This window comes from Paenibacillus sp. FSL R5-0766, assembly GCF_037971845.1.
Taxonomy (GTDB): domain Bacteria; phylum Bacillota; class Bacilli; order Paenibacillales; family Paenibacillaceae; genus Paenibacillus.
The window spans coordinates 3,234,240-3,259,474 of sequence record NZ_CP150227.1 but is presented as its reverse complement, the minus strand read 5'-3'; the positions used below and the strand labels follow the sequence as shown (position 1 = coordinate 3,259,474).

Genomic DNA, 25,235 nt, shown 5'->3' with positions numbered 1-25,235 from the left:
TACATCTTAGTTAAACAACTTGCGAAGTTCCTCTACTTCCAGACGTGCAACTGGCTGGTAAGCGGAACTTTGTACATAACGCTGGAAGCTGTATAACAACTGTCTGCCCTCCAATGTAGTCATCAGACGCTCCAGATTCAGTGCTCCCATCAGCACTCTCCCCTTCCGGACCCGACACTCCATCAACAGGCCGAGCTTGTGGTTTCGCTCAAAATTGTCAATGGTCTGCACGATCGGATTCAAGTCTTTATCCAACTCATCCAAGATGATCGATGACGACTCGGACACGATGCTCCACCACGGATAAGTTGAGTGCTCCTCTGTGACAAAATGTTCGAAGGCCGGATGATCCTGTTGAATTAACAAGCCCATTGTGCCCACAGGAACTTCTCTTTTCATATTCTCCGAGATGGATCGGAACATAGGGTAAGACCAGAAATCGGTGCTATAGAAACCTTGGATCGCGTGTTGAAGCTGATTGGGATTCGGGAAAAGTAAAATATCCTCGCCCTGCTCAAGCAGCGCCAACGCCTGTTCCGAGAGTTCGGTAAATAGATTCAAACCGCTCAGGTCCACTTCCTCCTGACTCGGGTAGATCCACAGGTCGTAAGACTTACGGATATCCGTGCCCGGAATGGACAGTCTAAGCTCCACTTTGGTCATATTGGAGACTTCAGGAATGCGAATGCTGAGATCCGAGACATTCACATAATGTTCTCCATGGGTCGCTGGCAGGTCTGCTTTCCCTTCCAATAGGAAGCTTCCTTCGATCTGCTCGCTTTGAATTTCCCACTTCAATTGAAGTCCATCCAATGCTTGTCTCCGAAAGTAACTTAGTTCAATGCGTGCTTCGAACAATTCACCCGCTTGATAATTATATTTGGGGAATCTCGCCAACAACACAGCGTCGGAACAAAACGTTCTCCACTCCTCCGGTGTAATCATGCCTTTGGAATCCATGAAAGCGTCCAGTACACCCACCAGCGCTGTTCCCTGACCACTGAAATCCTGAAGATCCAGCAGCTGGAACCCGGCTAGTTGCTGCGAACGAAAAGCAGCTTCCAGTTCTTCCTTGTAACATGCGACCGCGAGTTTACCAGAAGCTCTGAAGTATGCTTCCGCCAGATGTCCCAGTCCTTTGGCATTCAGACGCTCTCGAAACACTTCGAAATTCTTGGCTTTGAGAGAACCCGTATACTTGTTGATCTCCTCGAAATTAGGAAACGTGGCGTACTGTCCAATTTCATGCGAGATGATTGGTACGTGTGAGACAAGTTGGTCACTTCCAGCTTTGGCCTGCACTGTTTTGGAACCTGTCCCATACTGAATCTGAATCTCTTTGTCCCCAGTCTGACCAGAAGGGTCAGCATCGCTGCCTTGTTCAGGTACAATGTTTGAATCGTAATCTTTTAATGTATTTGGCAAGTCGGTCTGCACGTGACCGAGCGGAGCATCACACATCGCATATGAACCTCTGAACAGGCGCTCTTTGGAGAAACGAACCCCGCAGAAGAATTCACTTTCCTCCAGAATGTCCGGCACAAACTGAAAGTTATTCGAACCCTCGGTGTATAGATGACGATGATCATATGCTTTATATGCCTTCAGGATCGAATTCAATCTGTCCTTGCTTCCCCATAGTTCATTCCCCATGGACATCATGACAAACGAAGGATGATTACCAAAAGCACGCAGCATCGCAAATCCTTCGCTAATCAAGTAATCCTGCTCGGCTTGATTATGCCCATCCGAAGATTCATCCGTAATGGTTCCCCAGAAGGGAAGCTCAGGCTCCATGTAGATGCCGAGCAGATCCGCTGCAATAAAAGCAGCCTCCGGAGGACAACAGGTATGGAAACGGTAGTGATTGATACCGTAGGACTTGGAGATAGCGAGAATACGAACCCATTCATCCACATCTGTTGGCGCGTATCCCGTGAGCGGAAAGATCAGCCCGTCATGTTTGCCTCGAAGAAACGTTTTGCGACCATTAATGGTGAATTTGTCTCCAGCAGCCCGGAATTCCCGTAATCCCGTCCATACTTCGGTGGAATCCAGCACTTCGCCGTCCTGATCTTGCAGATGAATATGAAGTTGATACAGGTTAGGTTCATCATCACTCCATAACATCGCATCTTCGCCAATCTTGTACGTCAGGTGGATTTCCTGCGAATCCGGGACGAAAATCTGTTCCTCGGTCGTATACACCGGATCTGCACTGACTGCAACAGCCGAAACCACGATTCGTACTTCTTGCAGGTTACCAACAAGTGCTGCCTTGATCTCAAAAGATCGAGTCGCAAGATCGGGATAGACCTGGACATTATCCAGGAAAACACGCTCGAAAAATTGAAGTTCCAATTTCCCTGTGATTCCGTTCCAATTCGTCTGCGTGTCTTCGGATGTAAGGTGACCACCTTTGGTTGGATAATTGGTATTGTCCACTCGAATGGTAATGGTATGAGTCCCAGCGGTTAGCCCTGCCTCAATCTCGTAACGGTGAGGTGTGTTCAGACTATTTTGTGTTCCCATTTCAATGCCATCGATCCAAACTGTGGTTACTCGTGTTCGTTCCAGATGCAAAAAGCAACATTTGCCAGCCAAGTGTTTGGGAATTTTAATCTCTCGTGAAAACCAGGCATAACCCTCAAATAAGTACTCATCCGTCAGCGCACCGATTAACACATTCTCGTTTTTCTTGCCCTTGGCCGCATGAGATGTAGTATTTGGCAATGTAATAACGTCTGAGAAATTCAGACCACGTTCCACCTTATGTTCATCGAGTTGGAGTTTCCATAGGCCTTCCAGATTTATTGCTGCTATCATGATAGTGTCCCCTTTTAGAGTCATATAATCGATAAAAGTAATCGCTTCCAATGAACAGAAACCGTTTTCGAAAATCATACCTGTATTATAAACTCGATTGACGCTCCTCGCATAGATCATTTACAAATAAAAAAGTCGCCAATGCTGGCGACATCTTATGGATACATCTCCTGTATCCTGAACAATTTTAAAATATGGTGGGAACCATGCCCCCGTCCATCCGGATGGGAGAGCCTCTGAAGGCTGAAGCATATGGGCTGCATACAAATGCAGCGACTCTGCCTATTTCACTTGGCTTGATGAATCGCTGTAATTCGGACTGTGGCAGATTACTCTTCATAAAATCTTTCTCTTTTTCCTCGAAAGTCAACGTCTCATCAGGATATATGCCCTCAATGATTTTTTGTACGTTTTCGGACAGTGTTGGACCTGGCAGGATCGTATTGATCGTAACCTCGGTCCCTGCTGTCAGTTTGGACAAACTTTTGGATAATGACAGCAGCATTGACTTGGTCATGCAATATTGTGGCATCTGGCCTGAAGGCATAAGGGCTTCTTCACTTGCGATGAAAATAATACGCCCGTCATTGTTCTTCACCATTTTAGGTAAATAAAATTGGGATAAGCCATTGGCAGCAAGTACATTAGTACGGAAATATTTCTCCCACACTTCATCATTTATGTCTTCATAACTCATGATTTCATATATCCCCATGTTATTGATTAATATATCAACTTCAGGAAATTTCTCGAATATAGCTTGGCGTTGCGGCAGATCCACAAGATCAGCGGTAGCCTTTTGCGGAGAGGTCTCCGGAAAAGTGGACTTGATTTCACGAACGGTTTGTTCTACCTCTTCATCATTACGTCCATTAATCAGAACATGAACACCTTCTCGAGCGAGCTCAAAAGCTATTGCTTTACCGATTCCTTTTGTTGATCCTGTAACTAAGGCTGTTTTCTCTTTTAGTCCCATATCCATCCTGCATTTCTCCTTCATGATTACAACTATCCGGCAGCACCGGATAGATATAATATTACGCAGTCTGAAGGGTCTAGTAACTAGCACTTTGCGCCAGAGTTATTGCCTGACACGCCAATTGGAAGGTGTATCCCCTTCCCAATTTCGGAACGCACGATAGAACGAATTCTGGTCTTCATATCCAACCAGAAATGCCACTTCTTTGATATCAAGCGAAGGATCTGCAAGGTACTCTCGGGCCTGCTCACGTCTGGCCTCGGTTAATAATTGCTTGAAGTTTGTGTTCTCCTCCGTCAGTCGCCGCTGCAAAGTACGATCACTCATGCGAAGCTCTTTGGCTACTGTCTGGATATCAGGGCGCTTTCCTATGAGGCTGCGTTTCATAATCCATTTGACCACTTCAGTAACGGAACGATTGCTCTCTTGTTCGTCCAGCGACCGATCCAGAGCCGGGGTCAGAATCTCAAGTAACTCCTCGTTATACGATAGAAATGGAAGACTCAGATCTTTCCGTTCTAGCGTCAGCCGATTATAGTTGGAATTCGTATCGACTCGGCAGCCGAAGTAAGACTCAAGGGTGGCTACATCACCCATCGGTTGGGAGAACTCAACCCGTTTTGCAATCAAAGGCTGTCCTGTGCCCCTCCGTCCAAGTTCGATCAGAAATGCCAGCGTAATACCGACCAGTAATGGCGGACCTGGTTGCTCCTTATGTAACCATCCTAGTTCAATGAACCATTCCTCCCCTGCTTCGGTAATCTGCAAACTCTCGGGAGGACACATTTGCTTGTAACGCACCATGCGATTTAACGCATCACGATAATCACGAGCATGGTACATCGCCAGAACAGGCGGAGGATACTTCGATATTTCATATCCGGTTGCAAGTTTGATGATGCCCTCGGCGGTGTCCCCATTGAGATCAGAGTAGGCCTGCCAGATTGCGAAGTATTGAGATTGGGTCACTACAGGTTTATTTATTATCTCAAGAGATAGTTGTGCTGTACGAGCGATGTCATCAGCACCAATCCCTAATTGATGTAATCCAGCCCAAAAGCCTGGATGAACTTTAATCCGATCATTCGGTTGAGGTTGCATGTATACAGACTCCTTTAACTTGTTCCATTTTTATTCTGATTTCTAATTATAGAATGGATGTACCTATTTTTGAAACTTACCTCAGCGAGCCATTTCCGGGTAATACGAAAACACGACTAACCATGAAAGGTCAGTCGTGTTCAAGTCAATCATTCAGAATATTATGAAAGAATGCACATTTTGTATGTTCAGCTACTCATTCAACGCAGTTTTGATCAGGGCATTCACCCGCGAGTTAAACAGCAGACCGATATGGGATACGAGGGAAACCGAAACGTTGTTCGCCCCGTTCAACCGGGAAAGTGCCGGGGACACAATCGTGTCACTTGTAGAATAGATCGAAGTCACCTTTATTCCACTCGGAGCTGTACTTGTGGTCAATCGATTAGCCCCGCCAAGGGTAATCAACTTATCCACTTTGGAAGCGCCTCCACGGTTAAGTATGTAATAGAGACTATTAGCTCCACCCATGCTATGAGCTATAATATTGACTTTTGTATGACCCGTTTCGCGCAGAACATCATCTACGAATCGACTAATTGCTGCGGAGTTCAACAGCTGGTTTCCTTGTTTGCTAGGAAGGTCAATTGCGAATAATTCATCTCTTGTCCACCCTTGGCTACGCAAATAACTCTCAATTGCTGTAAAATTGCTATCTGAACCGGTCAATCCATGTACCAATACAATGGGTGTACGTGCCGTAGCTGCAGAGGCCTTTGAACTCGATCCTATTCCAGTTATTGATAAGGCAAGGATCATACTCATGAATACAACAAGTATTAATTTGGTCTTTTTCACTTCATTACCCTCCTGTAAAATGTTTTATATTCCATATATTACAATCTAACATATGGAATATAAATGAATCTTTAGTCTCATTTTTACAGGAGTGTCTAAAGTAGACTACAACTAACATCATTACATTTTATTAAACTCTAGTTCTCTACTTCTTATCCTTCAACGATATCTGCACGTAGATCCGTTGCAATCTCAATCATTTTGGGAACAATAGCTTCGTTCGAAATAGCTACATACAGATCCCCCATGTACAAGCGAAAAGCTATCTGTGCACCCTCAAGGTCCCACATAAAAAAGTCCCCCTCGATGGTCATGGTGCTCTCAGCTCCTACAATGTTAAGAACCGGTGAATAGGTAAAATCGGGTTGGGATTCAAAGTAGAATTTGCACTCTTCCAGCGAGATGGATTGTTCCACATTGCTTTCTTGCATGGATCGGGTAATTCGAAAACGCTGATTCATTGATTTGCCTCCAAAACTTTATTAATATATACATGTTCCACAGCATTATATTTTCTCATTTCCGTCTTCCACTGTCAAAACCAACCATGCTCTATTCTTTCAATTCATATATACTGAATACAGTGCACAACGAATTTCTACAATCAGGAGGAGTCAAATCAATATGTTGAAAACAGAATTCATTGATGTACTATCCATTGTCTCACATAAATTATATGATTCGGCTGCTAACGTTATGGACACGGCAAGCAGGTTAATTCCTGCAAATACGTTTTGTATTGCCCAGTTGGATCATCTATCCACCAAAGTTCTGAACGTATATAATCGTGACAAACTAATTCTGGGTGAGGGGCTGGTCGTTGATAACGCCGAGTCATACTGTGCGCTTGTGACTGAACATTCCCAAGGCCCATTAGTCATCAATAATAATCTAACCCATCCATTAACCAGACATATGGACGCAACCGAATTCGTAGGTGGATGCTCATTTGTCGGTGTGCCCATACATAATGAGAACGGAGAAATTTACGGCTCCCTTTGCTCATTTGATCAGGATTTCTATTCCTATCAACAAAAGGACGTGGATCTTCTTCTGGCCTTGTCTTCCTTTTTCACGAGTCTTCTTGAGATGGAAACAACTCTGCAACAGTTAAAACAGGCGGAAGAGACTGCTGCAAAAGTACTTGAAGAAAAGAAAAATTTGCTGGCCGTTCTCAGCCACGAAATCCGAACACCAATGAATGGTGTTCTTGCAATGGCCAATCTGTTGCAATCGACCAGGCTGAGTGAGGATCAATCGTTATATGTTAATGTCATTGAGTCAAGTGGCGCCAGCCTTTTGTCGATGATGGATCAAATTCTGGACTACTCCAAAGCAGAAGCGGGTGCGATCTCTCTGGAGATCAAGCCCTATAGTGTCACTGAAACAGTTGAACATGTGTTACAATTATTCTCTTCTGAAGCACAGAAAAAAGGAATTAGGTTGTACGCAGAATATAATATTACTGATCATCTGATGCTTATGGGTGATCAGCACAAAGTTCGTCAGATTCTAATCAATCTCGTTGGGAATGCGCTTAAATTCACTGAAAAAGGGGAAGTATGCATCTCTACTGAGGTATCTGCTGACACAAAAGGTACTCTCCATGCATCCTACGAAATAAAGGATACGGGCATCGGCATCCCGCAGGATCGTCAGGATCTGTTGTTCAAATCCTATTCCCAGATTCATGGTAATTCAGGAAAATATGGCGGAGCGGGGCTGGGCTTGTCCATCTGTAAACAACTCGCTGAATTAATGGGTGGCGTTGTATGGCTTAAAGAGTCCAGTCCTATGGGCAGTCGGTTTGTCTTTAATATCTCCAGCGCTGCACCCAACGTCCATACGAATATCTGAATGATGAATATATTATTCTATCTGAAACAGATAGGAGGTATATACGTTGACTCAATTTCTGGATGCAAGATCATCGCAAAATGCCGCCTTGTTTAATTCTATCTCCATATCGATTCCAGTGATTTTTACGCCACAATTATTCGGCCAGATTGGTCTCATCACCGCTGGAGCCGGAACCAATCTAAGAGTTTCATTAAAAGGAACCATCACGGTGCAATTGCCGCGTGCACTTTTTATAGTGAGGATTACTGTTGTAAGAGGAACAATCGCAACCGATCCAATAGTTTACTCGGGAAACTACACATATGGTCTGAATGGTCTGCTTAACCCTGAAGTGATTGTCTTCTCTTCCACTGACTATAACCCACCGCTCATGCCCCAATTAACCTATACCGCATTTATCAGTACAAACCTGCTCGGTACTACTCGGGTGGGACCCGAGAGTTTCGACGGATTTGTCGTTTCAGATTAAAAAAAACACGTACAACCCCCATATCTCTAATCGGTTTCCCGTAGGTTAGAGATATGGGGTTGTTTTTACGATTAACATAACTTTTTTTTAGAGAGAGCTATTAATCAGAGACCACAAATCCATCAAAATTCTCGGGACCAACACGGACAGGATTGGAACAATATGAAAATTTTGTTATGATACATATGCTAGATTACTAGATATTATTATAAAAAATAATTCTATTATTACGTACAAAGTTGGAGGAGACATACGATGCTTATTAAACGTGCAGGAAAAATCGCCGCGGTTACTGTAATTGCTCTCTCTATCCTTGGAAGTACTCCCAATATCGGTGGAGCCTATGCTGCCCCGGCCATTTCAGTACACTTGGATGATGTTCCCCTGAAGTTTGATGCAGCTCCACGAGTTGATAAAGGTGTCACTTACGTTCCGTTTCGGACGGTCGGGGAAGCTTTAGGTATTGATATTACCTGGAACAGCAAATCACAGACTGTAAAAGCAACGAACACTGTGAAAGGACAAACTACTGAGGTACTATTACAAGTTGGTAGCACTACAGCGACCTTAAATGGAAAAAAAGTTACACTTGCTGCAGCACCCGTTCAGCGCGAAGGACGCGTACTTATTCCACTCAGTTCTTTTAGTAATCAATTCGGTGTAAGTGCAAGCTGGAATCAGGCAACCAAGACGGTCTCCCTTGTTTCCCCACAACGCGAGATGCACCTGAGAGCCTTCTATGCATTGCAATCCTTTCAAGAAAAGGACCTTATTACTTCCATGAATTCCGTGGCCTTTGGCTGGAGCCGCATTGATCGTGAAGGTCAGTTCACGCTCCATGGGGATGAGTATCGTCTCCCTGCTGCTGCAGGTGATATTACACCGCAGTCTATCGTTGCTGACGCATCAGATCAACAGATCCAACCACAGCTCATGGTGTATGCATTGGATGGAAACGGCGAACTAACCAAAGTTCTGAGCGACAGCAGTCTGCGGCAGAAATCGATTGAAGGTATAACTGCTGCTGTAGCAGAGCATGGTTTTGGCGGAGTTATTCTGGATTTTGAAGGACTGGGCTTTAAACTGGATGCGGTAGAACAACAGAAGCTGCTCAATGCTTACGTGAAACAATTAAAGAGTTCCTTGCCCCAGGACACAGCTTTATCTCTGGCGGTACCGCCGCTAAATAGTGCATATAAAGGTTATGATTACAAAACACTTGCCTCTATTGCAGATGATCTTATCATTATGGCCTATCAGTATAATCCGGTTGGCACCAAATCTCAGGCACCTGAGCCAAATAGTCTTGTGGATCAGGCGATCCAATTAGCCATACAGGCCGGTGTCCCAAAGAACAAACTTCTGCTTGGTATCAGTCTGAGCAGTGAAACGCCGTCCTCTGTTGATGATAAGCTCGGTCTCTCCAAACGTTATAACCTCAAAGGAGCCGCGTTCTGGCGTCTGGGTCTGTTCCGTTCCTACAATACAAAGATGGAAGATGCCGTGAACGCTTCTGTGATTAAAGAGTAAACATTCAAACTGGATACAGCTCACTTAAATAAAAGAAGGACCGCGCTTCTGGTATGCAGAGACACGGTCCTTCTTTTTCCCATCATCTCACTTCATAAATTTATCCACACTTCCAAATATAAGCTTCACAAACTGGGTAGGACCAGGCAAACGGGGCTGAAAGACAAGAATGATCCCAATTACTGTCGCCACTGCAGTAATTCCCGCGCTCACTATTCTGGCTCGCTTCTCTTTGCTACTCTTCCACTCTCCATACACTATCGCAGTCGCCAGCATCAAAATCCCAAGGATTGAGCCTAGTTTCATGCAATCACCTCTATTCTCAGGCTAGTAACAGGAGCCAATTGTGTTCAACTTTCGTCCTCATCAGGTATCCCCTGTGGTCCTGTTGATTTTCCGGTACGTTCTACGTGTGCATCTACTTTGACTTCCACGTCCAATTCAGGATAGATGGTTTCCCAGTTCTTCTCCTGCGCCTTCCATTGATGCGGATAATATCTGCGGAATTCAACTGCGAATTTGAAGAAATCGGAGTGCAGCTCTTTCTGGGACATGACTAAAGCATCATGAGCCAAAGATGTGAGCTTAGCCGACCATTCCTGTTCCAGTTTTGTTAATACTGCGGGATCCGTCAGATTGGCATCTGTCGTATTTAACACCACTTCTCCCCTGGTTTGGATGTCGACCTTCATACTCCACTGTTGGTTTACAATTCGCGGTTTCAAGGAGGTTTTATTTTCAATGAGTCTTATCGAGAAAGAACCCTTTAACGGCTTAATCTCAACAGGCATAATAATGTTGTTCAGTTCTTTTGCAAGTAGTAATACACCTACGCTTAGTGGTTCTTTGATCGTCTTGACATAACGATCCTTCTTATACATACTCAGACCTTTCACATATGGCGTAGTTGTCAGTTTATCCTGATCGGGCTCCGGAGGTAAGATTAACATGCGAGACAAAATGGCGGAACTGCTCGGACCTTCAATAGATTTAGCCAGTTCAAGGGCAGTAACACGTGTACCTAACTTCAGATTGGCCATCTCACGCAGCGATTCAGCAGAACTTCGCTCCAGTGGATCAAGCAATGCAAGGATATCTTTCGAAGCCTTTTCGCTGGAAAAAACATATGCATGCTCCCTGAACTGAGGGTAACGCAGGAAAAAATCGATATACTCGCGGATACCGCGTTTGCCGGCTTGCTCACTAATGATGATAACTTCGCAGTGGCCCCAGAACATATTCCGGGGAACTTTACGTTGTAACCGATTCAATGCCTCGGCAATTGTACTTCCTTCCGCTGTTCGAATCATTGTAACCCCGCTTGGACTGCCTCCACTCCCACTGCTATCTCCTGCACTCGCCTTCCGCGGAATGAAAATCTGTGAAGTCAATTGTACTTTACCATCTTCATAATCTATCCCTGTAGCCAGCACGATAGCCAAATCGTTAATCTCGATACGATCCCAGCATCCACTTAAAAGCACACAACACAATATTGGCATTAGTAGTACTCTAAATATTCGCAAGTGCTCCTCCCCCATCAATCAGGTGTTCGCTCGATTCTTCCGAAAATGTGCCCACCCTTTCTTCAGCCATGCGACACCGTAGATCATAGCCGGAAGGATTAATAAAATGCTGATCGTATACAAGTTGGCTGAAGCGCTAACCAAACTGGAAATACCGGATCCACCGGACACAACCCAATAAGCAAATACCATGCACAGGAACGAAAGTGGACCAACCACAGGTTTGTAGTCCCGCAAACCAAACCATTCTGCGGTTGATGTAGCAAAGATATATAGAAAGACGGAAATTTTAACAAAAATACCGAAAATCCAGATGGCAATAATAAGGGATTCGATATGCTGCAGAAAGTCCGCAATAGTTATGTATCTTGCTGCGATCATAACAGGAAATACAAATGTATCCGTCAAATCACCAATTAAAAACAGGCAAAACAGATTGGTAACTGTCATTGCAGTTGTCGTAAATACAAGGGAACCCAGCATGACCCGGGTTATTCGTTTTTTTTCATTCACATAAGGTAGCAGAAAAGCCAGCACGATATATTCACTAAACCATGCAGCAGGTGCAGCAGCCCCCGTAATAATGGGAATTGGACCCTTCTCCATGAAAGGAAACAGCTCGGCAGGATTCAGTTCACCAATCAACAATATAAAGATCAAAGCCAGCAGCACGATCAGCAGGGTGACAAACACCTGAGAGGTTCGTCCAACAACTTCGATCCCGAGTCTGACATTAATCGCACATACAACAACCATCGTACCCATCACCACAAACAAAGGTGTACGTGGAAGTGCATTATTGACAATGAATTCACCGTATTCCCGAATAATCAAGCCCGTCAGGTGAGGTAAGAAAGCGATATAGATCAGACCGAGTAACTTACCCGGAATCCGACCTGCAATCAACACACTGGATTGTATGAGGGTTTTTCCAGGGTACAGACGATCAAGTCCAACGGAAATACCAATGGCAGCCAAACCAACGATAGAACCTATAATTGGAGTCATCCACATGTCATGTCCTGCATAATGCATTGTAATTCCCGGCACAGACAGGATAGCCGTCGCGAAAATGGCGGGAAAGACCATAAAGGCCAATTGAGTCACCGATATTTTCCCTTTGTCAGTTAACATGTGTAATCCCGCTCCCTTGATTGCTTGAGTATAGATTGTCCTAATCCGGTTTGTTCCTTGGTGCTGGTCGCCACCATACATCCTTGAGTTCCTTGCTCATCGTGGGGGCTACAGGTGACAGATAAGGTGTTCCAAATGAACGAAGACTACTCAAATGAATGACAACCAAAATGACCCCCAACATGACACCTGTGAGTCCCAGCGTTCCTGCCAGAAACATCATGGGAAAACGTAGCAGTCGGGTTGCTATACTGGCAGCATAGCGAGGGATCATGAACGAGGCGATACCGGTAATCGCAACAATGATAATCATGGGAGCTGACACAATACCTGCAGTCGTCGCCGCTTGCCCAATAATTAAGGCTCCCACGATACTGACCGCTGATCCGACCTGCTTGGGCAATCGGACGCCAGCCTCACGCAATGCTTCAAAGGCAATTTCCATAATGAGTGCTTCCACCAGGGCAGGAAAAGGGATCTCTTCTCTCGCCCGAGCAATACTGAGAAGTAATACGGTAGGAATCATCTCCTGATGAAACGTCGTAATCGCTACATAAGCCGATGGAAGCAGCATGGATAAAACAAAAAAAATGTATCGCAGCCAGCGTACAAAAACACTCATGAACACATTTTGATAATAATCTTCAGGGGATTGTAACATGGAAAAAATGGTTACTGGCGCGATAAGGGTAAACGGCGTTCCGTCAACGAGAATAGCAAATCGACCTTCCAGCAAGTTGGAAACAACGACATCCGGGCGCTCCGTCGCAATCATCTGTGGAAATGGTGAATATCGCTCATCGATAATGCCTTCTTCAATGTATTGACTCTCCAGTACGTCCTGGAGCTTTAAATCGGAAAGTCGTGTCTGCACTTCCTTAACAAGTTTGGGGTCAATAATCCCCTCCATGTATACAAGTGAAATACTGGTGTTTGTACGATCTCCCATGTTACGTGTATGAATCTTCAATGCAGGTGTCTTGAGACGTTTGCGCAGTAATGACATATTCATGGTCAACGACTCTGTGAACCCATCTCGTGCACCACGCACGGTCGATTCAGCTAACGGTTCTTCCGTTGAACGATTTGCAGCTTGGTATAGAGGGTATGTAGTTCCGCCTATTGAACCATCCAGCAGTAACAGAGCTTCTCCTTCAAATATGGCCTGTACTGCTTGAGTGGTCGTTTCAACATGCTTAACAGAAGCTAGAGGAACTTGCGCAGCTTCGATCCCCGTTTCCTGAAGGGGCGTTAGTACCTGGCGTTCCAGTCGCTCCGTATCGCATACACCAACACAATATACGCATAATGCTGATGTAAGACACGCGGTTTGGAATGTATGAAATACAACGTCCGAGCAACCCGCAAAAACGGAGCGTAACATTTCTTGATCAATAACAAGATTTCCGGTTAATGGCAGGTCCTGTTGTGTTATCGCTGATGTGTCCATGACGCCTCCCCTTTCCGTAAACGCTCCGTCCAGATATTCTCAGTTAAAGGTATCCTTTACTTATAAGATGGGATATATACGCAAAATATAGAATGCCAAAAAAGCCGCCCTCATGAGCGACTTTGATGATATAGAACACTATTCATTCCTATGAATCCGTTGATCTTACTCTTTGCAATTCCCTATTTTATATTTATCCCTATCCTTTCACGGCACCCAGAGCAACACTCCCAATAATCTGTTTGGAAAATATAGAGAATACAATAATAATAGGCAGGATTGAGATCGCTACACCCAAATACAAGAGCCCATAATCCATTCCATAGTACCCCTGCACTAGCGCAACCAATACCGGAAGCGGATATTTATCCAGGGAGAAAAATAGTACCAGCGGTGTAAGGAAATTATTCCATGATCCGATAAACGTGAATATGCCAAGGGCGGCGATTGCCGGCCCCAGAATAGGCAGTACAATCTGATTGAACGTCCGGAACTCACCGGCACTGTCCACCCGAGCAGATTCAATAATCTCATCCGGGATGCTGCTCTCCATGAACTGTTTGAAAAAAAATACATTAAACGCGTTAGCCGCAGCAGGCAAAATAATTGCGGCATAACTATCCAGAAGTCCCATCATGCTGAATAGTCGATATACGCCAATCAAAGCCAGTTGACCCGGTACCATCATGGTTGCTAACAGAAACAGGAACAACCCGTTTCGTCCTTTGAATTTAAATTTGGCAAATCCATACGCAGTTAAGGCCCCAATATACAGAGACAATACGGTCGATGTTCCGGCAATAAATATGCTGTTGGCAAACCCACGCCATATGTTGATTTTGGATACCATGTTCATATAGTTATCAATCAAGAATGATCCGGGAAGAAAGGTGAACGTTGAAGCAATCGTTGCATTGTTATGTGTGGAATAGATAAGCATCAGATAAAATGGAATAATGCAGAGCACGGCAAGACCTGTCAGCAACAGATAGATGATGATTTTGCCTGCCGTCAGCCCCCTTGTATTGGCATATTGCTGAATCGCCGCATTTGGTTGTTCAACTGATTTTGCAGTTTGCATAAGAACTCCCCTCCCTATGAACGGCTCTTCCGCTTGGTCATGATGAAGGATGCAACGGACAACAATATGATGATAATAAACAGGCAAAATGCGATGGCAGCACCGTAACCAAATCGTGTGCTCTGAAATGCTACATTATAGAGATACATAATGCTCGTCATGGCTGCTCGGTCAGGACCGCCATTGCCGTTGGTTAGTGTAAATGGCTGATCGAAAATCTGGATGCCACCAATAATGGATGTAATCATCTGAAACAGAATAATTGGACGGAGCATCGGCACGATAATATGAATGAAAATATGTTTCTTTTTCGCGCCATCCATTTGGGCAGCTTCCAGCAATGAAGGATCAATGCCCTGAAGACCTGCAAGGTAGATGACCATGGAATAGCCGAAGTATTGAAAAAACAAAATGGATGATACAATCAGACGCATAAACCAGGGATCATTTTTCCAGTTAATTGGATCCTGTATTATGCCGGTCTGCACCAAAAAATGATTCAGTCCGCCAGACTGCCAGTCAAAAATCAGGCTGACAAGCAATCCAAGTGATGCCGCCGTAACGATGTTGGGAAAAAAGTATACGGCTCTGAAAAAGTCCCGTCCTTTGAGCAGCTTATCATTCAAGATAAAAGCCAACACAAGTGAGATTGTGAGCTGTGGAACTACAGATACGCCCCAGATGAATAACGTATTAAACAAGGTTTTGTAGAACAACGGGTCTTGTAGTACGGCAACGTAGTTACCGATCCCTACAAAATCAGGTGTTGTGATCCCATCAAAGTTGGTGAAACTGATGTAGAGGGAATATAAAATGGGATACAGCCCAAAAGTGGTGAAAATAATAAAAAACGGAGCAATGAAGTAGTAGCCGTAATGGTCCTTGCGAATCGTTTTGGCAAACATGTTCTATCCCCCCAGTTATCATCGGATGTGTATATTCATTCGCTCGCTTATAAGCTAATCCACTTCCAGCTCCGGAAATCTCAAGGTGACATCACGTTTGATTCGCTTTACGACTTCTTCCTTGGTCTGAATGTCCTTATTGAGATATAACTGGAGTACAATCTTGTAGATATCATTGTTAATCGTGGCATCATATTTGGTGCGTTCGTATACAGGTACCCGTTTTGCAGCCTCCGAGAAAAACTCGAAATGCTTCTGTCCTCCCAAATAAGACGATGAGAGAGACGGGGCAAGTTCATCATTCACAACCATGTTGCTGGTGAAATAATCCTGTTCTTTCGCTAACTCGGATAGAAAATCGTGGTCAAAATTATAGAACTCAATAAACTTCCAGGCTAAATCCTTTTTCTCACTTTTACTGTACATCGCGATATAGGTTCCACCTGAACTAAAGGCTGACGGTCCCTGGGCTAAGCCCCACATGCCTTCGGTATCCGGAGCGTTCGCCTTGAACGTATATTGCAAACCCCAGGTTGCCCCGGGATAGAACATGACCTCTCCTTTTTGCATGGATGCAGCGTAACCGGCACTTCCATCTTCATACTCGGCAAGTACATTTCGCTCACGTGCTTCACGTACAAGATCGAGCACTTCCAAGTACGTTGGATCGATGACAAGTTTGCCGTCCTTCACCCAAGGTATACCATCATACGAATTCGATATAGCATTCCAATTCGCCAATGCATGTACTTTATTCCCGCTAAGTTGCTGTACCTTCTCTCCAATCTGGAAGATCTTCTCCCATGTATCGATCTGTGAACCCACCTGCTCAGGATCATCGGTGCCCAGATATTTCTTGGCCAAATCCCGACGATAGTAGATGCCCCCTGGTGTTCCCTGATAACCTATCGCTCTGACATTTCCCTCACTGTCCTGTTCATTGGCCTGAACAAAAGCATATTGTTCCTGAATAAGTTCATTGGCGTTATACGGCGAAGCTGATAGATTCTCCAGATATGGAACGTCAATCAGTTCTCGAATATTAGCATTTTCAATCATAAATACATCTGGAGCCTTCGAGGTTGTCTGTAGTGCAGATTTCAGCTTGGTGATATAGAAATTACCGGGGATGTTGACAAAGTTCACTTTGATGTCAGGATATTTCTGTTCGAATTTCTCGATGGCGTACCCTGCTTCATCCGTAAAACTCCACACAGTAATCTCCTGTTGCTTGGTTTGATTCGATGGACTGAACTGACAACCAGCTAACAACATCGCTGCACATACAAATACAATAGTTGGCTTAAACCACTTCTTCATAGGCCCCCTCCTTCAAAAAGGAAACGCTTACAATTTATTAGAGTATATTGATTTTGGAGAGGGCTTTCTCCACAAATATTGTGCATTACCCTCCATATTTTGTGATATTCGTACGATGTTTCTTACGAAATTCGGAGGGTGTGCAGTCATTATATTTTTTGAAAAGACGATTATAGGAGTTAACATTGTTAAATCCATGTCCGATCGCAATCTCCAGAATTGTATCCTGACGGAACAATAAGGCCCACTCTGACTTGATAATTCGAAAATGATTCAAGTATTCCATCAGTGTTACGCCCTTGATCTCTTTGAACAGCTTGCAGACATGGAACTTGCTAAATTTAATATGTTCCGCCACCTGTTCCAGCTTAATGGGCTCAGCATAGTGCTCCTCCAGGTATTCACAGACCGATTCAAGGAATTCAAATTTTTTGGAGGAGGTACAAGCCCATCCTGAAGATGATGATTCATCGGTGGGAACCGGTACTTTTGTACGCAATAAAAGTATGATGAGATCATACAACCTGGATACCATTAACCATCGGTATCCCGGCTTCTGATTTTTCTTCTCGGTAATGATGTCATCTATATATTGAGTCAGATTGTTCTGACTTCCCGTATTCGAGGGAATAACTGTTGTTTTGTTGAACAGTTGCCCGAGATCCTGAATTTCGGCTTCGGTCGTGAAACTCCCGGTTAACAATTCGAGTCGGAACAAGATAATGGTCAAATGTTCGGTCCCCGGCAAAAAGCAGTGCACATCCCCTGGTTTGATCAGCAGCACATCCCCTTTTTCCAACTCACACACGTGGTCGTTCACACCAATTCTGGCGCTTTTTCCATTGACGAGAACCAGCTCAACCTCATCATGCCAGTGTGCAGCATAATTGAACTGATTTCCTGTATGAATTACCCGAATGGGAAAACCTTCTTGCATGTGGCCTGTCTCCAAAAAAGTGGGTACGCCCATCGTATCAACCTCCATTTATTTCCAACGCAAATAACTCCTCGTCTTTATATTATGCATAAATGTCTACTCTCCTTTCTTTTTAAGTATTTAAAATTTCTATAGAATGGAAAAAAACTCCTCAACTCAGGTTGAGGAGCCGAACAGAATCACGTTCCACGCATTGGATGTCCAGTGTATATAACGTCTCTACGATCTCTCCGTTCAGCAGTTGGAAGAGAACATGACCTGCAAGCTGGCCTGCATCCCTCTTCGGCTGACGAAATGTGGTTAAAGGTGGATTCATGTACTGAGATGCAGGTATATTGTCAAAGCCAATTACGGATAACTGCTCAGGTATTGAGATATTATGCTCCCTGAAGGCTTCCAAGCCGCCGATGGCCATTTCATCATTGGCAAAAAATACAGCGGATGGCAACTCTCCTTCAAGCAGTTTCTTGGCTGCATTGTAGCCATCTTGCTTCATGTATTGTCCGCCAATTTTCCATTCGGGGTTCTCTTCAATGCCTGCCTCCTTCAAGGCTTTCAAATAACCTTGATAACGATGGAGATTACATTCCGATTGTGACGGGCCACTAATATAAGCTATTGTCCGATGCCCTTTATCGATCAGATAACGGGTAGCCAAGTAACCGCCTTGCGTATCACTCATCAAAACCTTTACAATATGTTGAGCATCCAGATCCCGATCCATGACAACAATCGGAAACCCTGCTTCAGATGCTTCAATCAGCAATTGATCTTGAATATTCTGAGCGATAACAATAGCTCCGTCAACTCTTCTTTCACGAATGTAACGATGGGCTGTAGATTTCTCTCCACCTAACGAACTACATACGATCATATCGTATCCATGACTCATGACAACGGTTTCTATTCCGTTCACCAAATCCGAGAAATACGGACTGGACATGTCATGGACAATAACACCAATGGTTTGTGTACTATTTCGTTTTAATTCCGATGCAGGACCATGCCTAACGTAATTGAGTTGACTCGCTGCCTCAAGTACTCGGAGTCTTGTTGGCTCACTTACATTCCCTTTATCGTTGAGTACGCAAGATACGGTCGAACTGGCTACACCAGCCATCTTGGCTACATCTTTAATCGTTGTCATCATATATACTCCTCAAAGACAGTTTCATCTGTTTAGTCCTTCATGGCAGTAACACAGCAATACACATGGGATAGTTCACTAGCATTTTAACACGTCAGTTCGGTCATGTCTCTTAGCAGAACATCAACTACGAAAAAACATATTAAAGAAACCGAGGTGCTTCATGAGATTTAGTGAATATGTAATAGGTCAGCGCTACGAAACCACATCCTTGGCATTATCCAAGCGTGATATTATTGAGTTTGCCACAATCTTTGATCCACAGTACATGCATTTGGATGAGGAAAAGGCCAAGCAAGGCCGATTCGGCAGTTTAATTGCTTCTGGCATGCAAACGATGAATATCTCCTTTAAATTATGGATTGAGGTTGGGGTCTATGGAGAGCATGTCGTGGCGGGCACCGGAATGAATAACATTCAATTCCTGAAACCGGTCTTTCCGGATGATGAACTTCATGTCATTGCAGAAGTCATTGGACTGACTCCCAGACGAAAAGGAAATGGGATTGTTACAGTACTGCTGAGTACTTTCAATCAGAAGAATCAAAAGGTATTTCAGGCAGAATTAAGTGCTTTAATTGATAATTAAGGACGAGAAAAAGCCCAAAAAAGCCGCCAATCGGCGGCTTTTCGTAAATATATCACATTGAAGCATTTTTAAGCGTTATACCCTTTCAATACCTGCCCCAAAATCTCTACACCCTTGACAATCTGTTCGTCTGACGGAGTTGAGAAATTAAGTCTGATGGCATTACAAGGGTCTTGCTCGTTCACCAGGAATGCATTTCCCGGTACAACCGCAACCCCTTGAGCTGCCGCTGTCTTGGCATAATCAAGCATTGGCACATGTGCTGGCAGATCACACCAGAGGAACAGCCCACCATCCGGTTGGGTATAGGTAATGGACTCACCCATATGCTCTTGCAGCTTGTCCATCATCAATGTTGCTTTTCTCCGATATACCTCACGAATACAGTTAATGTGCCCCGCGTAATCATACTCTGTCATGAACTTGTACGCCAGAATCTGTGGAAGCATGGCTGTATGTACGTCTTCTCCCTGTTTGGCAACAACCATCTTCTCTACGACTTCATGTGGCGCTTGTACAAAACCAACGCGCAGTCCCGCCGACAGAATTTTGGAGAATGATCCAACATAGATGACCAGACCCTCATAATCCATAGACTTGATGGTTGGCACATCATCTCCATTGAATCGAAGTTCTCCGTACGGGTTATCTTCCAAAATCATCACGCCATACTTCTTAGCCAGCTCGTATATGGCCTTACGTTTTGCAAGACTCGTTGTTACACCCGTCGGATTCTGAAAACTTGGGATCACGTAGATCAGTTTCACATTAGGCTCCGTTTGCAGCGCCTGTTCCAGCTTCTCGATATCCATACCGTCCATTTCCATCGGAACACCGGCAAGCTTTGCACCGGATGCCCGGAAGGAGTTCAGGGAACCGATAAAGCTCGGGCTCTCACAGATGATCGTGTCCCCTTCATTACAGAATACTTTACAGGCCAGTTCAATCCCCTGCTGCGCTCCAGATACAATGAACAATTGATCGGATGGTTTACCGGTATCAAAACCTGTCTTCAAATGTTGAGTCAATGCTTCCCTGAGGGGAACATATCCTTCCGTAATCCCATATTGCAGAGCTGTGACCGGGTCATGCTCCAGAATGGATTGAGTGAATGTGCGAATCGCCTCAATAGGAAAGGTTTCCGGAGCAGGATTTCCTGCGGAGAATGGAATCACATTTTGTCCAGAAGAAGCCTTCAGAATCTCACGAATAATGGATGGTTGCAGTGCTGCGATACGATTGGAAAATGAATAGTTCATCTTAAATAGTGCCTCCCGACATTTCATCTGAATTAACTCTCTATCATTACATTAGATTCTATTATACGAGCATTTCCCGAATTTCCAAACTGTCTCCACAAAATTAATGTTTGTACGCCAAAAAAGAGGCCGCCGTCAGCAACCTCTTTCGCATAAGTATTGAGCAAAATTTCAGCCTATTAGCGCGCTGTGTTCATCTCGGATAACCGTGTAGCCTTCACTACATAAGCGGCTAGACCAGGGATCATCCGGGCCAGACCAGGATAGAATTTATTGGTTTTGGCAAAAGCCAGCTTTTGAATTCTTCTTGCGCGTCTGAGCAATTGGGTGAATTCACGGCTTGCTTCCAGCGTGTAATTACTCTGCCAATCGGCATGTTCAATGTCACCTTGCAGGTACTTGTCAGTCCACCTTGCACACAGGAGTGAGGAGCGAAGAGCAATGGACATTCCGTCTCCACATAAGGGTGGTATCATCAGCATGGCATCCCCAATATGCGGATATTGGGACCACGGCTCAGGAACGTTGGACAGATGCAAGGGCGCAATCGACACTTGCGTTCCATCTACAGGTTTTCCCTCGGCTAAACGGGCCGCCAAACTCACGTTTGTCAGGGATGCCGCCTGTAAAATATCGTTTACAGACTTGCCACTTCCCTGGACGGTATCCAGTGTCAACAATGCGGCGACATTCACAATACCATCCTCAATCGGAGAAATGCCCACGTAACCACCCTCGCAAAAATATAACTCTACGCGTGCGGGAATCTCTATCCCGCTGAAGTGGGACTTAACGCCAACGTATACGGTTTGGTCCCGCAGATCAGGTGCGGAAGCCATCCCGCGCGGCTTTTTGGTCCCATGTGCCCCGATAACGGCTTTGGCTCTGTAGCTGATCCGCTCATCTCCCTGTTTCACCTGAACCTCATAACTGGCATCCTCAAGCTGCTCGATGCTCGTTATGGTCGCTTTGGTCACAATCTGGGCTCCGGCCTCCAGCGCCTTCTGATGCAAATTCTGGTCCAGCTCATATCGACTTATGCCATATGCGAATCCCGGCAGCGGTGCTTCAATCACTCCGCCTTGTGGCATAACGATTTTGGCATGATCCATGGTGCTGGGTTTCTTCGACTGGTCCAGAAGGTGAATGTCCAGAACTTCTAACATCTCCTTGGTTTCGGGTGACATAAACTCACCGCAGGTTTTGTGCCGCGGGAACTCCTGGCGATCCAGCAAAAGCGTCCGATGGCCTTTTCCTGCCAGTTGCATTGCACATGTATTGCCGGCAATTCCGGCTCCGATGACAATCACATCTATCGATTTCGACACGTAAGATCACCTGCCTTTCGTGGGAATAACAACAGAGTAACGGAATAAAGGCTTCCATTCATAGGTCATCGTATCATGATTGAGACGTTGTTTAAGTTCCTTCCAATCCCTCCCTGTAAAACCTTTGGCTACGGAAAGAGGCCCATCATGCCGAATATAACGATTGCGCGAGATCATCCGTGTAGTAATCCAGACCGCCTTATAGGATACGGGATGGCGGTGAATATCATTAATGACGACACCGTATCTGGATGCTCGCAGCATATGAGAAACCATATCGACCAGCTGATCTCCGTCAAAATGATGTACAAACTGGGAACCTGTCACAATATCTGCTGAAGCATCCGGCAGTTGTGTAAGATCGGCACGTTGTACCCGAACTCGGGGTTCGTCACGGAATAGTTGTCTCGCTTCCTCACACGCTTCTTCCGTCAGATCAACCAGCGTAATTTCCAGCTGAACACCCTGACGATCTGCCCATTGCAGTAGTTTTTGGTTCACATCCCCTGAACCTGCGCCCACATCCAGCAGAGTCAGCTTATTCGGCTTACCGACTGAGTTCCACAACTTCTCTACACCAGCCAGAGTTGGGCCAGGTGCTGCAAATATTTTGTTAAGACGTCTCAGATGTCTAAGCGCTTCACGCAGCTCCTCCCCTCCCAGAGAGAAGTCATCCATCAGTTCATCTTCCTTGGCTCGAATGGACAATGTTCTAAAAAAGGACATGATCGTGCTCCTCCATCACTGAAGATAATGAGGGTACATAAGTGAATTTCATCAACTCTGCGGTGAGTCCCGGTCCAAATGCCATGGCTACACCATCTGTGGAAGATTGAACCTGTGCCTTCATATCCTCACGCATCGCATTCAGTACAAACAGAATGGTATTGGAAGATAAGTTACCATACGTTCTGAGGACATCCCTGCTATACTTCGTTTGCTCGTCTCGCAGTTTCATTACATTCTGCACAGAGTCCACAATCCCACGTCCTCCCGGATGAATGGCCCATAGTTCAGGAAGCTGTTCACTTTGCAATAAGAGACGCAGTTCCTCTTCCAGATGAACACCTAACAGCTTCGGAATACGAGGGGATAGATACAGGTCATACCCCAGATTCCCCACCTCCCAGGTCATATCTTCAGTCGAATCCGGAAGAAGCACAGAATAACCCGTTCCCAGACTCAGGTAATTCTTGTGCTGAGATTCTGGTGTGCCCACTACACAAGAAGAAGCAGCGTCTCCGAAGAATGAAGCTGCAAACAGCGCTTCCCGATCTTGTACGGGCTGAAAATGAATGGTGCACAACTCTACACAGACCACAAGGACCTGTGATCCGGGAGCTCCCTGCACCACGTCTCGTGCCATCTGAATGGCTTTCAACCCTGCGGCACAACCCTGAAAGATTAGCGGCAGTCGATTAACTCGGGCAGACAAACCCAAATGACGGATGAGCATAACATCAAGACCCGGCAGATATTGACCGGTGCAGCTGACCGTGATGATATGTGTGATGCTCTTTGGAGATACGCCTGAATCCTCCAGGGCTTTCTCTGCCGCCTCAATCCCGAGCGGAAGCGCCTCTCGCTTGTATGTATTCATTCGTTCTTCGGTTGTCGGGATGTCTGATCGCTCACCAGAGGGCAGATATCGGCATTCTTCCAGTGAACCCAGATAGCTTGGTTCCACGGTATATCGTGTTTCAACACCACAGGACTTGAATATTCGCTTGGCAAAACGGGCCAAATCTGGCCGATCTTGAAGAGAAGAAGCGATTAGTTCTGCAATATCTGACTGTGCTACGGGGTGAGCAGGTAGAGCCGTTCCCATGCCAAGAATCGCGATATCGGATGGACTGTTATATTGGTTCATAATAAACCTCCTGGTATTGGTCATTATTTCCTCTAATTTAACAACTCTTACCCTTAACGATATCGTTATAATCTCAATAAGGCTCCTAATCTAGTTTATTAACACATCCGTAAGCTCAGAAGCTTGGTTTCAACAAGCGATTGAAGCAATCACATCAATGAACGAAAAAAAGCCGCCATTAGGCGACTTCAAGGTAACTATATTCCTTCTAAGCGTCATTCTGATACACGTTATTTGGAAAATGCTTCTCTGATCTTGTCACTCATCAGGTACCAGGCATCCTCAGCCATCTGGAGATCCCCAGAATGCGTAAATCCATGAGCGGCTCCCTTATACTCCTTAAGTGTCACCTTCACACCGCTTGCTTCCAGCCTTGCTGCATATGTTCTTGCTTCTTGGGCCAATGAATCTTTCTCCGCGGTAATGATCAATGCTTCTGGAAGTCCCTCTACTGATGTTGCAAGCACAGGTGAAGCCAACGGGTCATGCGCATCTTCTGGCGTTTCAAGGTACATGGCATTGAACGTTCTGGCGATATCGGCTGGAATGGCTTCTTCAAAACTCGGTTTTTCGGCCGGATCTGTAGCCACATCCAACACGGCATAATCCATAATTTGCAGAACAATCGGCAGCTCGCTACCACGTTGCTGATTCAGTAAACACACTGCTGCAGCAAGATTACCACCAGCGCTATGTCCCCCAATAGCGAATAGAGACGGGTTAACCGAGAAGGATTGCGGATTGGCGTGGACCCACTGTACAACATCGTAACATTCATGAACCGCCGTTGGGAACTTGTGCTCTGGTGCAAGACGGTAATCGATATTAACGACCACACAATCAGCACGGTCAGCGATCAGGCGACACCATGGATCATCCATCTCTGCTTGTCCCAAGATGAAACCACCCCCATGCATATTAAAGAAGACCGGCAGATGAGCGGAATGATCCCTATCCGGTGTATACACAAGTACACGTGTATCACCTTTAGTTGTAGGAATCATGACTTCTTTTACTGTGACAGCATACGTGGAACTGGGTTGAAGAGCTGCTCCTGTACCGACGACATTTTGACGCATACGTTGTACCATTGCCAACTGTTGTTGTTGATCCATAGATATCACTC

General features: G+C 45.1%; 23 protein-coding genes. 4 read left to right on the top strand and 19 right to left on the bottom strand.

Annotated elements, in window-relative coordinates; all coding sequences use genetic code 11:
• Window positions 1-6: 6 nt before the first annotated feature.
• From MKY66_RS14200 to MKY66_RS14180, 5 genes are all read right to left on the bottom strand, one after another.
• Window positions 7-2,826, bottom strand: a complete 2,820-nt coding sequence (locus MKY66_RS14200; protein WP_076211960.1) for a glycoside hydrolase family 2 TIM barrel-domain containing protein — start codon at window positions 2,824-2,826, stop codon at window positions 7-9.
• Window positions 2,827-3,013: 187 nt separating this feature from the next.
• On the bottom strand, window positions 3,014-3,808 hold the full coding sequence (locus tag MKY66_RS14195; RefSeq protein WP_076211958.1) for an SDR family NAD(P)-dependent oxidoreductase: 795 nt from the start codon (window positions 3,806-3,808) through the stop codon (window positions 3,014-3,016).
• Window positions 3,809-3,907: 99 nt separating this feature from the next.
• Window positions 3,908-4,906 carry an AraC family transcriptional regulator gene (locus tag MKY66_RS14190; protein ID WP_076211956.1) on the bottom strand — a complete coding sequence of 333 codons (999 nt, stop codon included), beginning with the start codon at window positions 4,904-4,906 and terminating at the stop codon, window positions 3,908-3,910.
• A 192-nt stretch (window positions 4,907-5,098) separates the two neighbouring features.
• Entirely contained in the window at window positions 5,099-5,671 is a 573-nt protein-coding gene (locus MKY66_RS14185) for an alpha/beta fold hydrolase (protein WP_083657130.1), read from the bottom strand.
• A gap of 185 nt (window positions 5,672-5,856) precedes the next feature.
• Window positions 5,857-6,165 (bottom strand): hypothetical protein, encoded by a 309-nt coding sequence (locus tag MKY66_RS14180; RefSeq protein WP_076211943.1) that lies wholly within the window; start codon window positions 6,163-6,165, stop codon window positions 5,857-5,859.
• 163 nt (window positions 6,166-6,328) lie between these two features.
• On the opposite strand from MKY66_RS14180, the gene MKY66_RS14175 reads away from it, so the two are divergent.
• The 3 genes from MKY66_RS14175 to MKY66_RS14165 all read left to right on the top strand — a co-directional run bounded on the left by MKY66_RS14175 (window position 6,329) and on the right by MKY66_RS14165 (window position 9,563).
• A complete protein-coding gene (locus tag MKY66_RS14175) occupies window positions 6,329-7,561 on the top strand; it encodes a GAF domain-containing protein (RefSeq protein WP_076211941.1) in 1,233 nt (410 codons plus the stop codon).
• A 46-nt stretch (window positions 7,562-7,607) separates the two neighbouring features.
• Window positions 7,608-8,033, top strand: a complete 426-nt coding sequence (locus tag MKY66_RS14170; RefSeq protein WP_076211939.1) for a hypothetical protein — start codon at window positions 7,608-7,610, stop codon at window positions 8,031-8,033.
• 255 nt (window positions 8,034-8,288) lie between these two features.
• Complete coding sequence (locus MKY66_RS14165; RefSeq protein WP_076211938.1) at window positions 8,289-9,563, top strand: stalk domain-containing protein; 1,275 nt, start codon at window positions 8,289-8,291, stop codon at window positions 9,561-9,563.
• An 87-nt stretch (window positions 9,564-9,650) separates the two neighbouring features.
• On the opposite strand, the gene MKY66_RS14160 is transcribed toward MKY66_RS14165, so the two are convergent.
• From MKY66_RS14160 to MKY66_RS14120, 9 genes are all read right to left on the bottom strand, one after another.
• A complete protein-coding gene (locus MKY66_RS14160; RefSeq protein ID WP_076211936.1) occupies window positions 9,651-9,869 on the bottom strand; it encodes a hypothetical protein in 219 nt (72 codons plus the stop codon).
• 44 nt (window positions 9,870-9,913) lie between these two features.
• Window positions 9,914-11,065: a Ger(x)C family spore germination protein gene (locus tag MKY66_RS14155; protein ID WP_339807166.1), complete on the bottom strand. Its 1,152-nt coding sequence runs from the start codon at window positions 11,063-11,065 to the stop codon at window positions 9,914-9,916.
• 42 nt (window positions 11,066-11,107) lie between these two features.
• On the bottom strand, window positions 11,108-12,223 hold the full coding sequence (locus MKY66_RS14150) for an endospore germination permease (RefSeq protein WP_076211934.1): 1,116 nt from the start codon (window positions 12,221-12,223) through the stop codon (window positions 11,108-11,110).
• Window positions 12,224-12,263: 40 nt separating this feature from the next.
• Window positions 12,264-13,673 (bottom strand): spore germination protein, encoded by a 1,410-nt coding sequence (locus tag MKY66_RS14145; RefSeq protein WP_076211932.1) that lies wholly within the window; start codon window positions 13,671-13,673, stop codon window positions 12,264-12,266.
• Window positions 13,674-13,872: 199 nt separating this feature from the next.
• On the bottom strand, window positions 13,873-14,754 hold the full coding sequence (locus MKY66_RS14140; RefSeq protein ID WP_083657108.1) for a carbohydrate ABC transporter permease: 882 nt from the start codon (window positions 14,752-14,754) through the stop codon (window positions 13,873-13,875).
• A gap of 14 nt (window positions 14,755-14,768) precedes the next feature.
• Window positions 14,769-15,659, bottom strand: coding sequence for a sugar ABC transporter permease (locus MKY66_RS14135; RefSeq protein WP_036608160.1), 891 nt, complete (start codon window positions 15,657-15,659; stop codon window positions 14,769-14,771).
• Window positions 15,660-15,713: 54 nt separating this feature from the next.
• Window positions 15,714-16,979 carry an extracellular solute-binding protein gene (locus tag MKY66_RS14130; protein ID WP_076211930.1) on the bottom strand — a complete coding sequence of 422 codons (1,266 nt, stop codon included), beginning with the start codon at window positions 16,977-16,979 and terminating at the stop codon, window positions 15,714-15,716.
• An 85-nt stretch (window positions 16,980-17,064) separates the two neighbouring features.
• A complete protein-coding gene (locus MKY66_RS14125; protein ID WP_076211928.1) occupies window positions 17,065-17,949 on the bottom strand; it encodes an AraC family transcriptional regulator in 885 nt (294 codons plus the stop codon).
• A 118-nt stretch (window positions 17,950-18,067) separates the two neighbouring features.
• Window positions 18,068-19,066: a LacI family DNA-binding transcriptional regulator gene (locus MKY66_RS14120; RefSeq protein ID WP_305956062.1), complete on the bottom strand. Its 999-nt coding sequence runs from the start codon at window positions 19,064-19,066 to the stop codon at window positions 18,068-18,070.
• A gap of 160 nt (window positions 19,067-19,226) precedes the next feature.
• Here MKY66_RS14120 and MKY66_RS14115 point away from each other — a divergent pair, with 160 nt between their 5' ends.
• Complete coding sequence (locus MKY66_RS14115) at window positions 19,227-19,652, top strand: MaoC family dehydratase (protein WP_076211924.1); 426 nt, start codon at window positions 19,227-19,229, stop codon at window positions 19,650-19,652.
• A 68-nt stretch (window positions 19,653-19,720) separates the two neighbouring features.
• Here MKY66_RS14115 and MKY66_RS14110 read toward each other — a convergent pair whose 3' ends face one another.
• The 5 genes from MKY66_RS14110 to MKY66_RS14090 form a co-directional block, all read right to left on the bottom strand.
• Window positions 19,721-20,911, bottom strand: a complete 1,191-nt coding sequence (locus tag MKY66_RS14110; protein WP_076211923.1) for a PLP-dependent aminotransferase family protein — start codon at window positions 20,909-20,911, stop codon at window positions 19,721-19,723.
• Window positions 20,912-21,090: 179 nt separating this feature from the next.
• The gene (locus MKY66_RS14105) at window positions 21,091-22,239 is read right to left on the bottom strand and encodes an FAD-dependent oxidoreductase (RefSeq protein WP_076211921.1); all 1,149 of its coding nucleotides are present in this window, start codon (window positions 22,237-22,239) and stop codon (window positions 21,091-21,093) included.
• Window positions 22,240-22,245: 6 nt separating this feature from the next.
• Window positions 22,246-22,965 (bottom strand): methyltransferase domain-containing protein, encoded by a 720-nt coding sequence (locus MKY66_RS14100; RefSeq protein ID WP_076211919.1) that lies wholly within the window; start codon window positions 22,963-22,965, stop codon window positions 22,246-22,248.
• Window positions 22,952-24,109, bottom strand: a complete 1,158-nt coding sequence (locus MKY66_RS14095) for a type III polyketide synthase (RefSeq protein WP_076211917.1) — start codon at window positions 24,107-24,109, stop codon at window positions 22,952-22,954. Before MKY66_RS14095 ends, MKY66_RS14100 begins: the two co-directional genes overlap by 14 nt.
• Before the next feature lie 230 nt (window positions 24,110-24,339).
• Complete coding sequence (locus MKY66_RS14090; RefSeq protein ID WP_076211915.1) at window positions 24,340-25,224, bottom strand: alpha/beta hydrolase; 885 nt, start codon at window positions 25,222-25,224, stop codon at window positions 24,340-24,342.
• Window positions 25,225-25,235 lie beyond the last annotated feature (11 nt).

Coding starts and splice junctions, on each gene's coding strand:
- MKY66_RS14145 (WP_076211932.1), bottom strand. CDS start 13,673: ATGGACACATCAGCGATAACACAACAGGACCTGCCATTAACCGGAAAT.
- MKY66_RS14195 (WP_076211958.1), bottom strand. CDS start 3,808: ATGGATATGGGACTAAAAGAGAAAACAGCCTTAGTTACAGGATCAACA.
- MKY66_RS14165 (WP_076211938.1), top strand. CDS start 8,289: ATGCTTATTAAACGTGCAGGAAAAATCGCCGCGGTTACTGTAATTGCT.
- MKY66_RS14135 (WP_036608160.1), bottom strand. CDS start 15,659: ATGTTTGCCAAAACGATTCGCAAGGACCATTACGGCTACTACTTCATT.
- MKY66_RS14115 (WP_076211924.1), top strand. CDS start 19,227: ATGAGATTTAGTGAATATGTAATAGGTCAGCGCTACGAAACCACATCC.
- MKY66_RS14180 (WP_076211943.1), bottom strand. CDS start 6,165: ATGAATCAGCGTTTTCGAATTACCCGATCCATGCAAGAAAGCAATGTG.
- MKY66_RS14175 (WP_076211941.1), top strand. CDS start 6,329: ATGTTGAAAACAGAATTCATTGATGTACTATCCATTGTCTCACATAAA.
- MKY66_RS14100 (WP_076211919.1), bottom strand. CDS start 22,965: ATGTCCTTTTTTAGAACATTGTCCATTCGAGCCAAGGAAGATGAACTG.
- MKY66_RS14120 (WP_305956062.1), bottom strand. CDS start 19,066: ATGATGACAACGATTAAAGATGTAGCCAAGATGGCTGGTGTAGCCAGT.
- MKY66_RS14150 (WP_076211934.1), bottom strand. CDS start 12,223: ATGTTAACTGACAAAGGGAAAATATCGGTGACTCAATTGGCCTTTATG.
- MKY66_RS14155 (WP_339807166.1), bottom strand. CDS start 11,065: ATGCCAATATTGTGTTGTGTGCTTTTAAGTGGATGCTGGGATCGTATC.
- MKY66_RS14160 (WP_076211936.1), bottom strand. CDS start 9,869: ATGAAACTAGGCTCAATCCTTGGGATTTTGATGCTGGCGACTGCGATA.
- MKY66_RS14140 (WP_083657108.1), bottom strand. CDS start 14,754: ATGCAAACTGCAAAATCAGTTGAACAACCAAATGCGGCGATTCAGCAA.
- MKY66_RS14095 (WP_076211917.1), bottom strand. CDS start 24,109: ATGAACCAATATAACAGTCCATCCGATATCGCGATTCTTGGCATGGGA.
- MKY66_RS14190 (WP_076211956.1), bottom strand. CDS start 4,906: ATGCAACCTCAACCGAATGATCGGATTAAAGTTCATCCAGGCTTTTGG.
- MKY66_RS14185 (WP_083657130.1), bottom strand. CDS start 5,671: ATGAGTATGATCCTTGCCTTATCAATAACTGGAATAGGATCGAGTTCA.
- MKY66_RS14090 (WP_076211915.1), bottom strand. CDS start 25,224: ATGGATCAACAACAACAGTTGGCAATGGTACAACGTATGCGTCAAAAT.
- MKY66_RS14130 (WP_076211930.1), bottom strand. CDS start 16,979: ATGAAGAAGTGGTTTAAGCCAACTATTGTATTTGTATGTGCAGCGATG.
- MKY66_RS14110 (WP_076211923.1), bottom strand. CDS start 20,911: ATGAACTATTCATTTTCCAATCGTATCGCAGCACTGCAACCATCCATT.
- MKY66_RS14200 (WP_076211960.1), bottom strand. CDS start 2,826: ATGATAGCAGCAATAAATCTGGAAGGCCTATGGAAACTCCAACTCGAT.
- MKY66_RS14125 (WP_076211928.1), bottom strand. CDS start 17,949: ATGGGCGTACCCACTTTTTTGGAGACAGGCCACATGCAAGAAGGTTTT.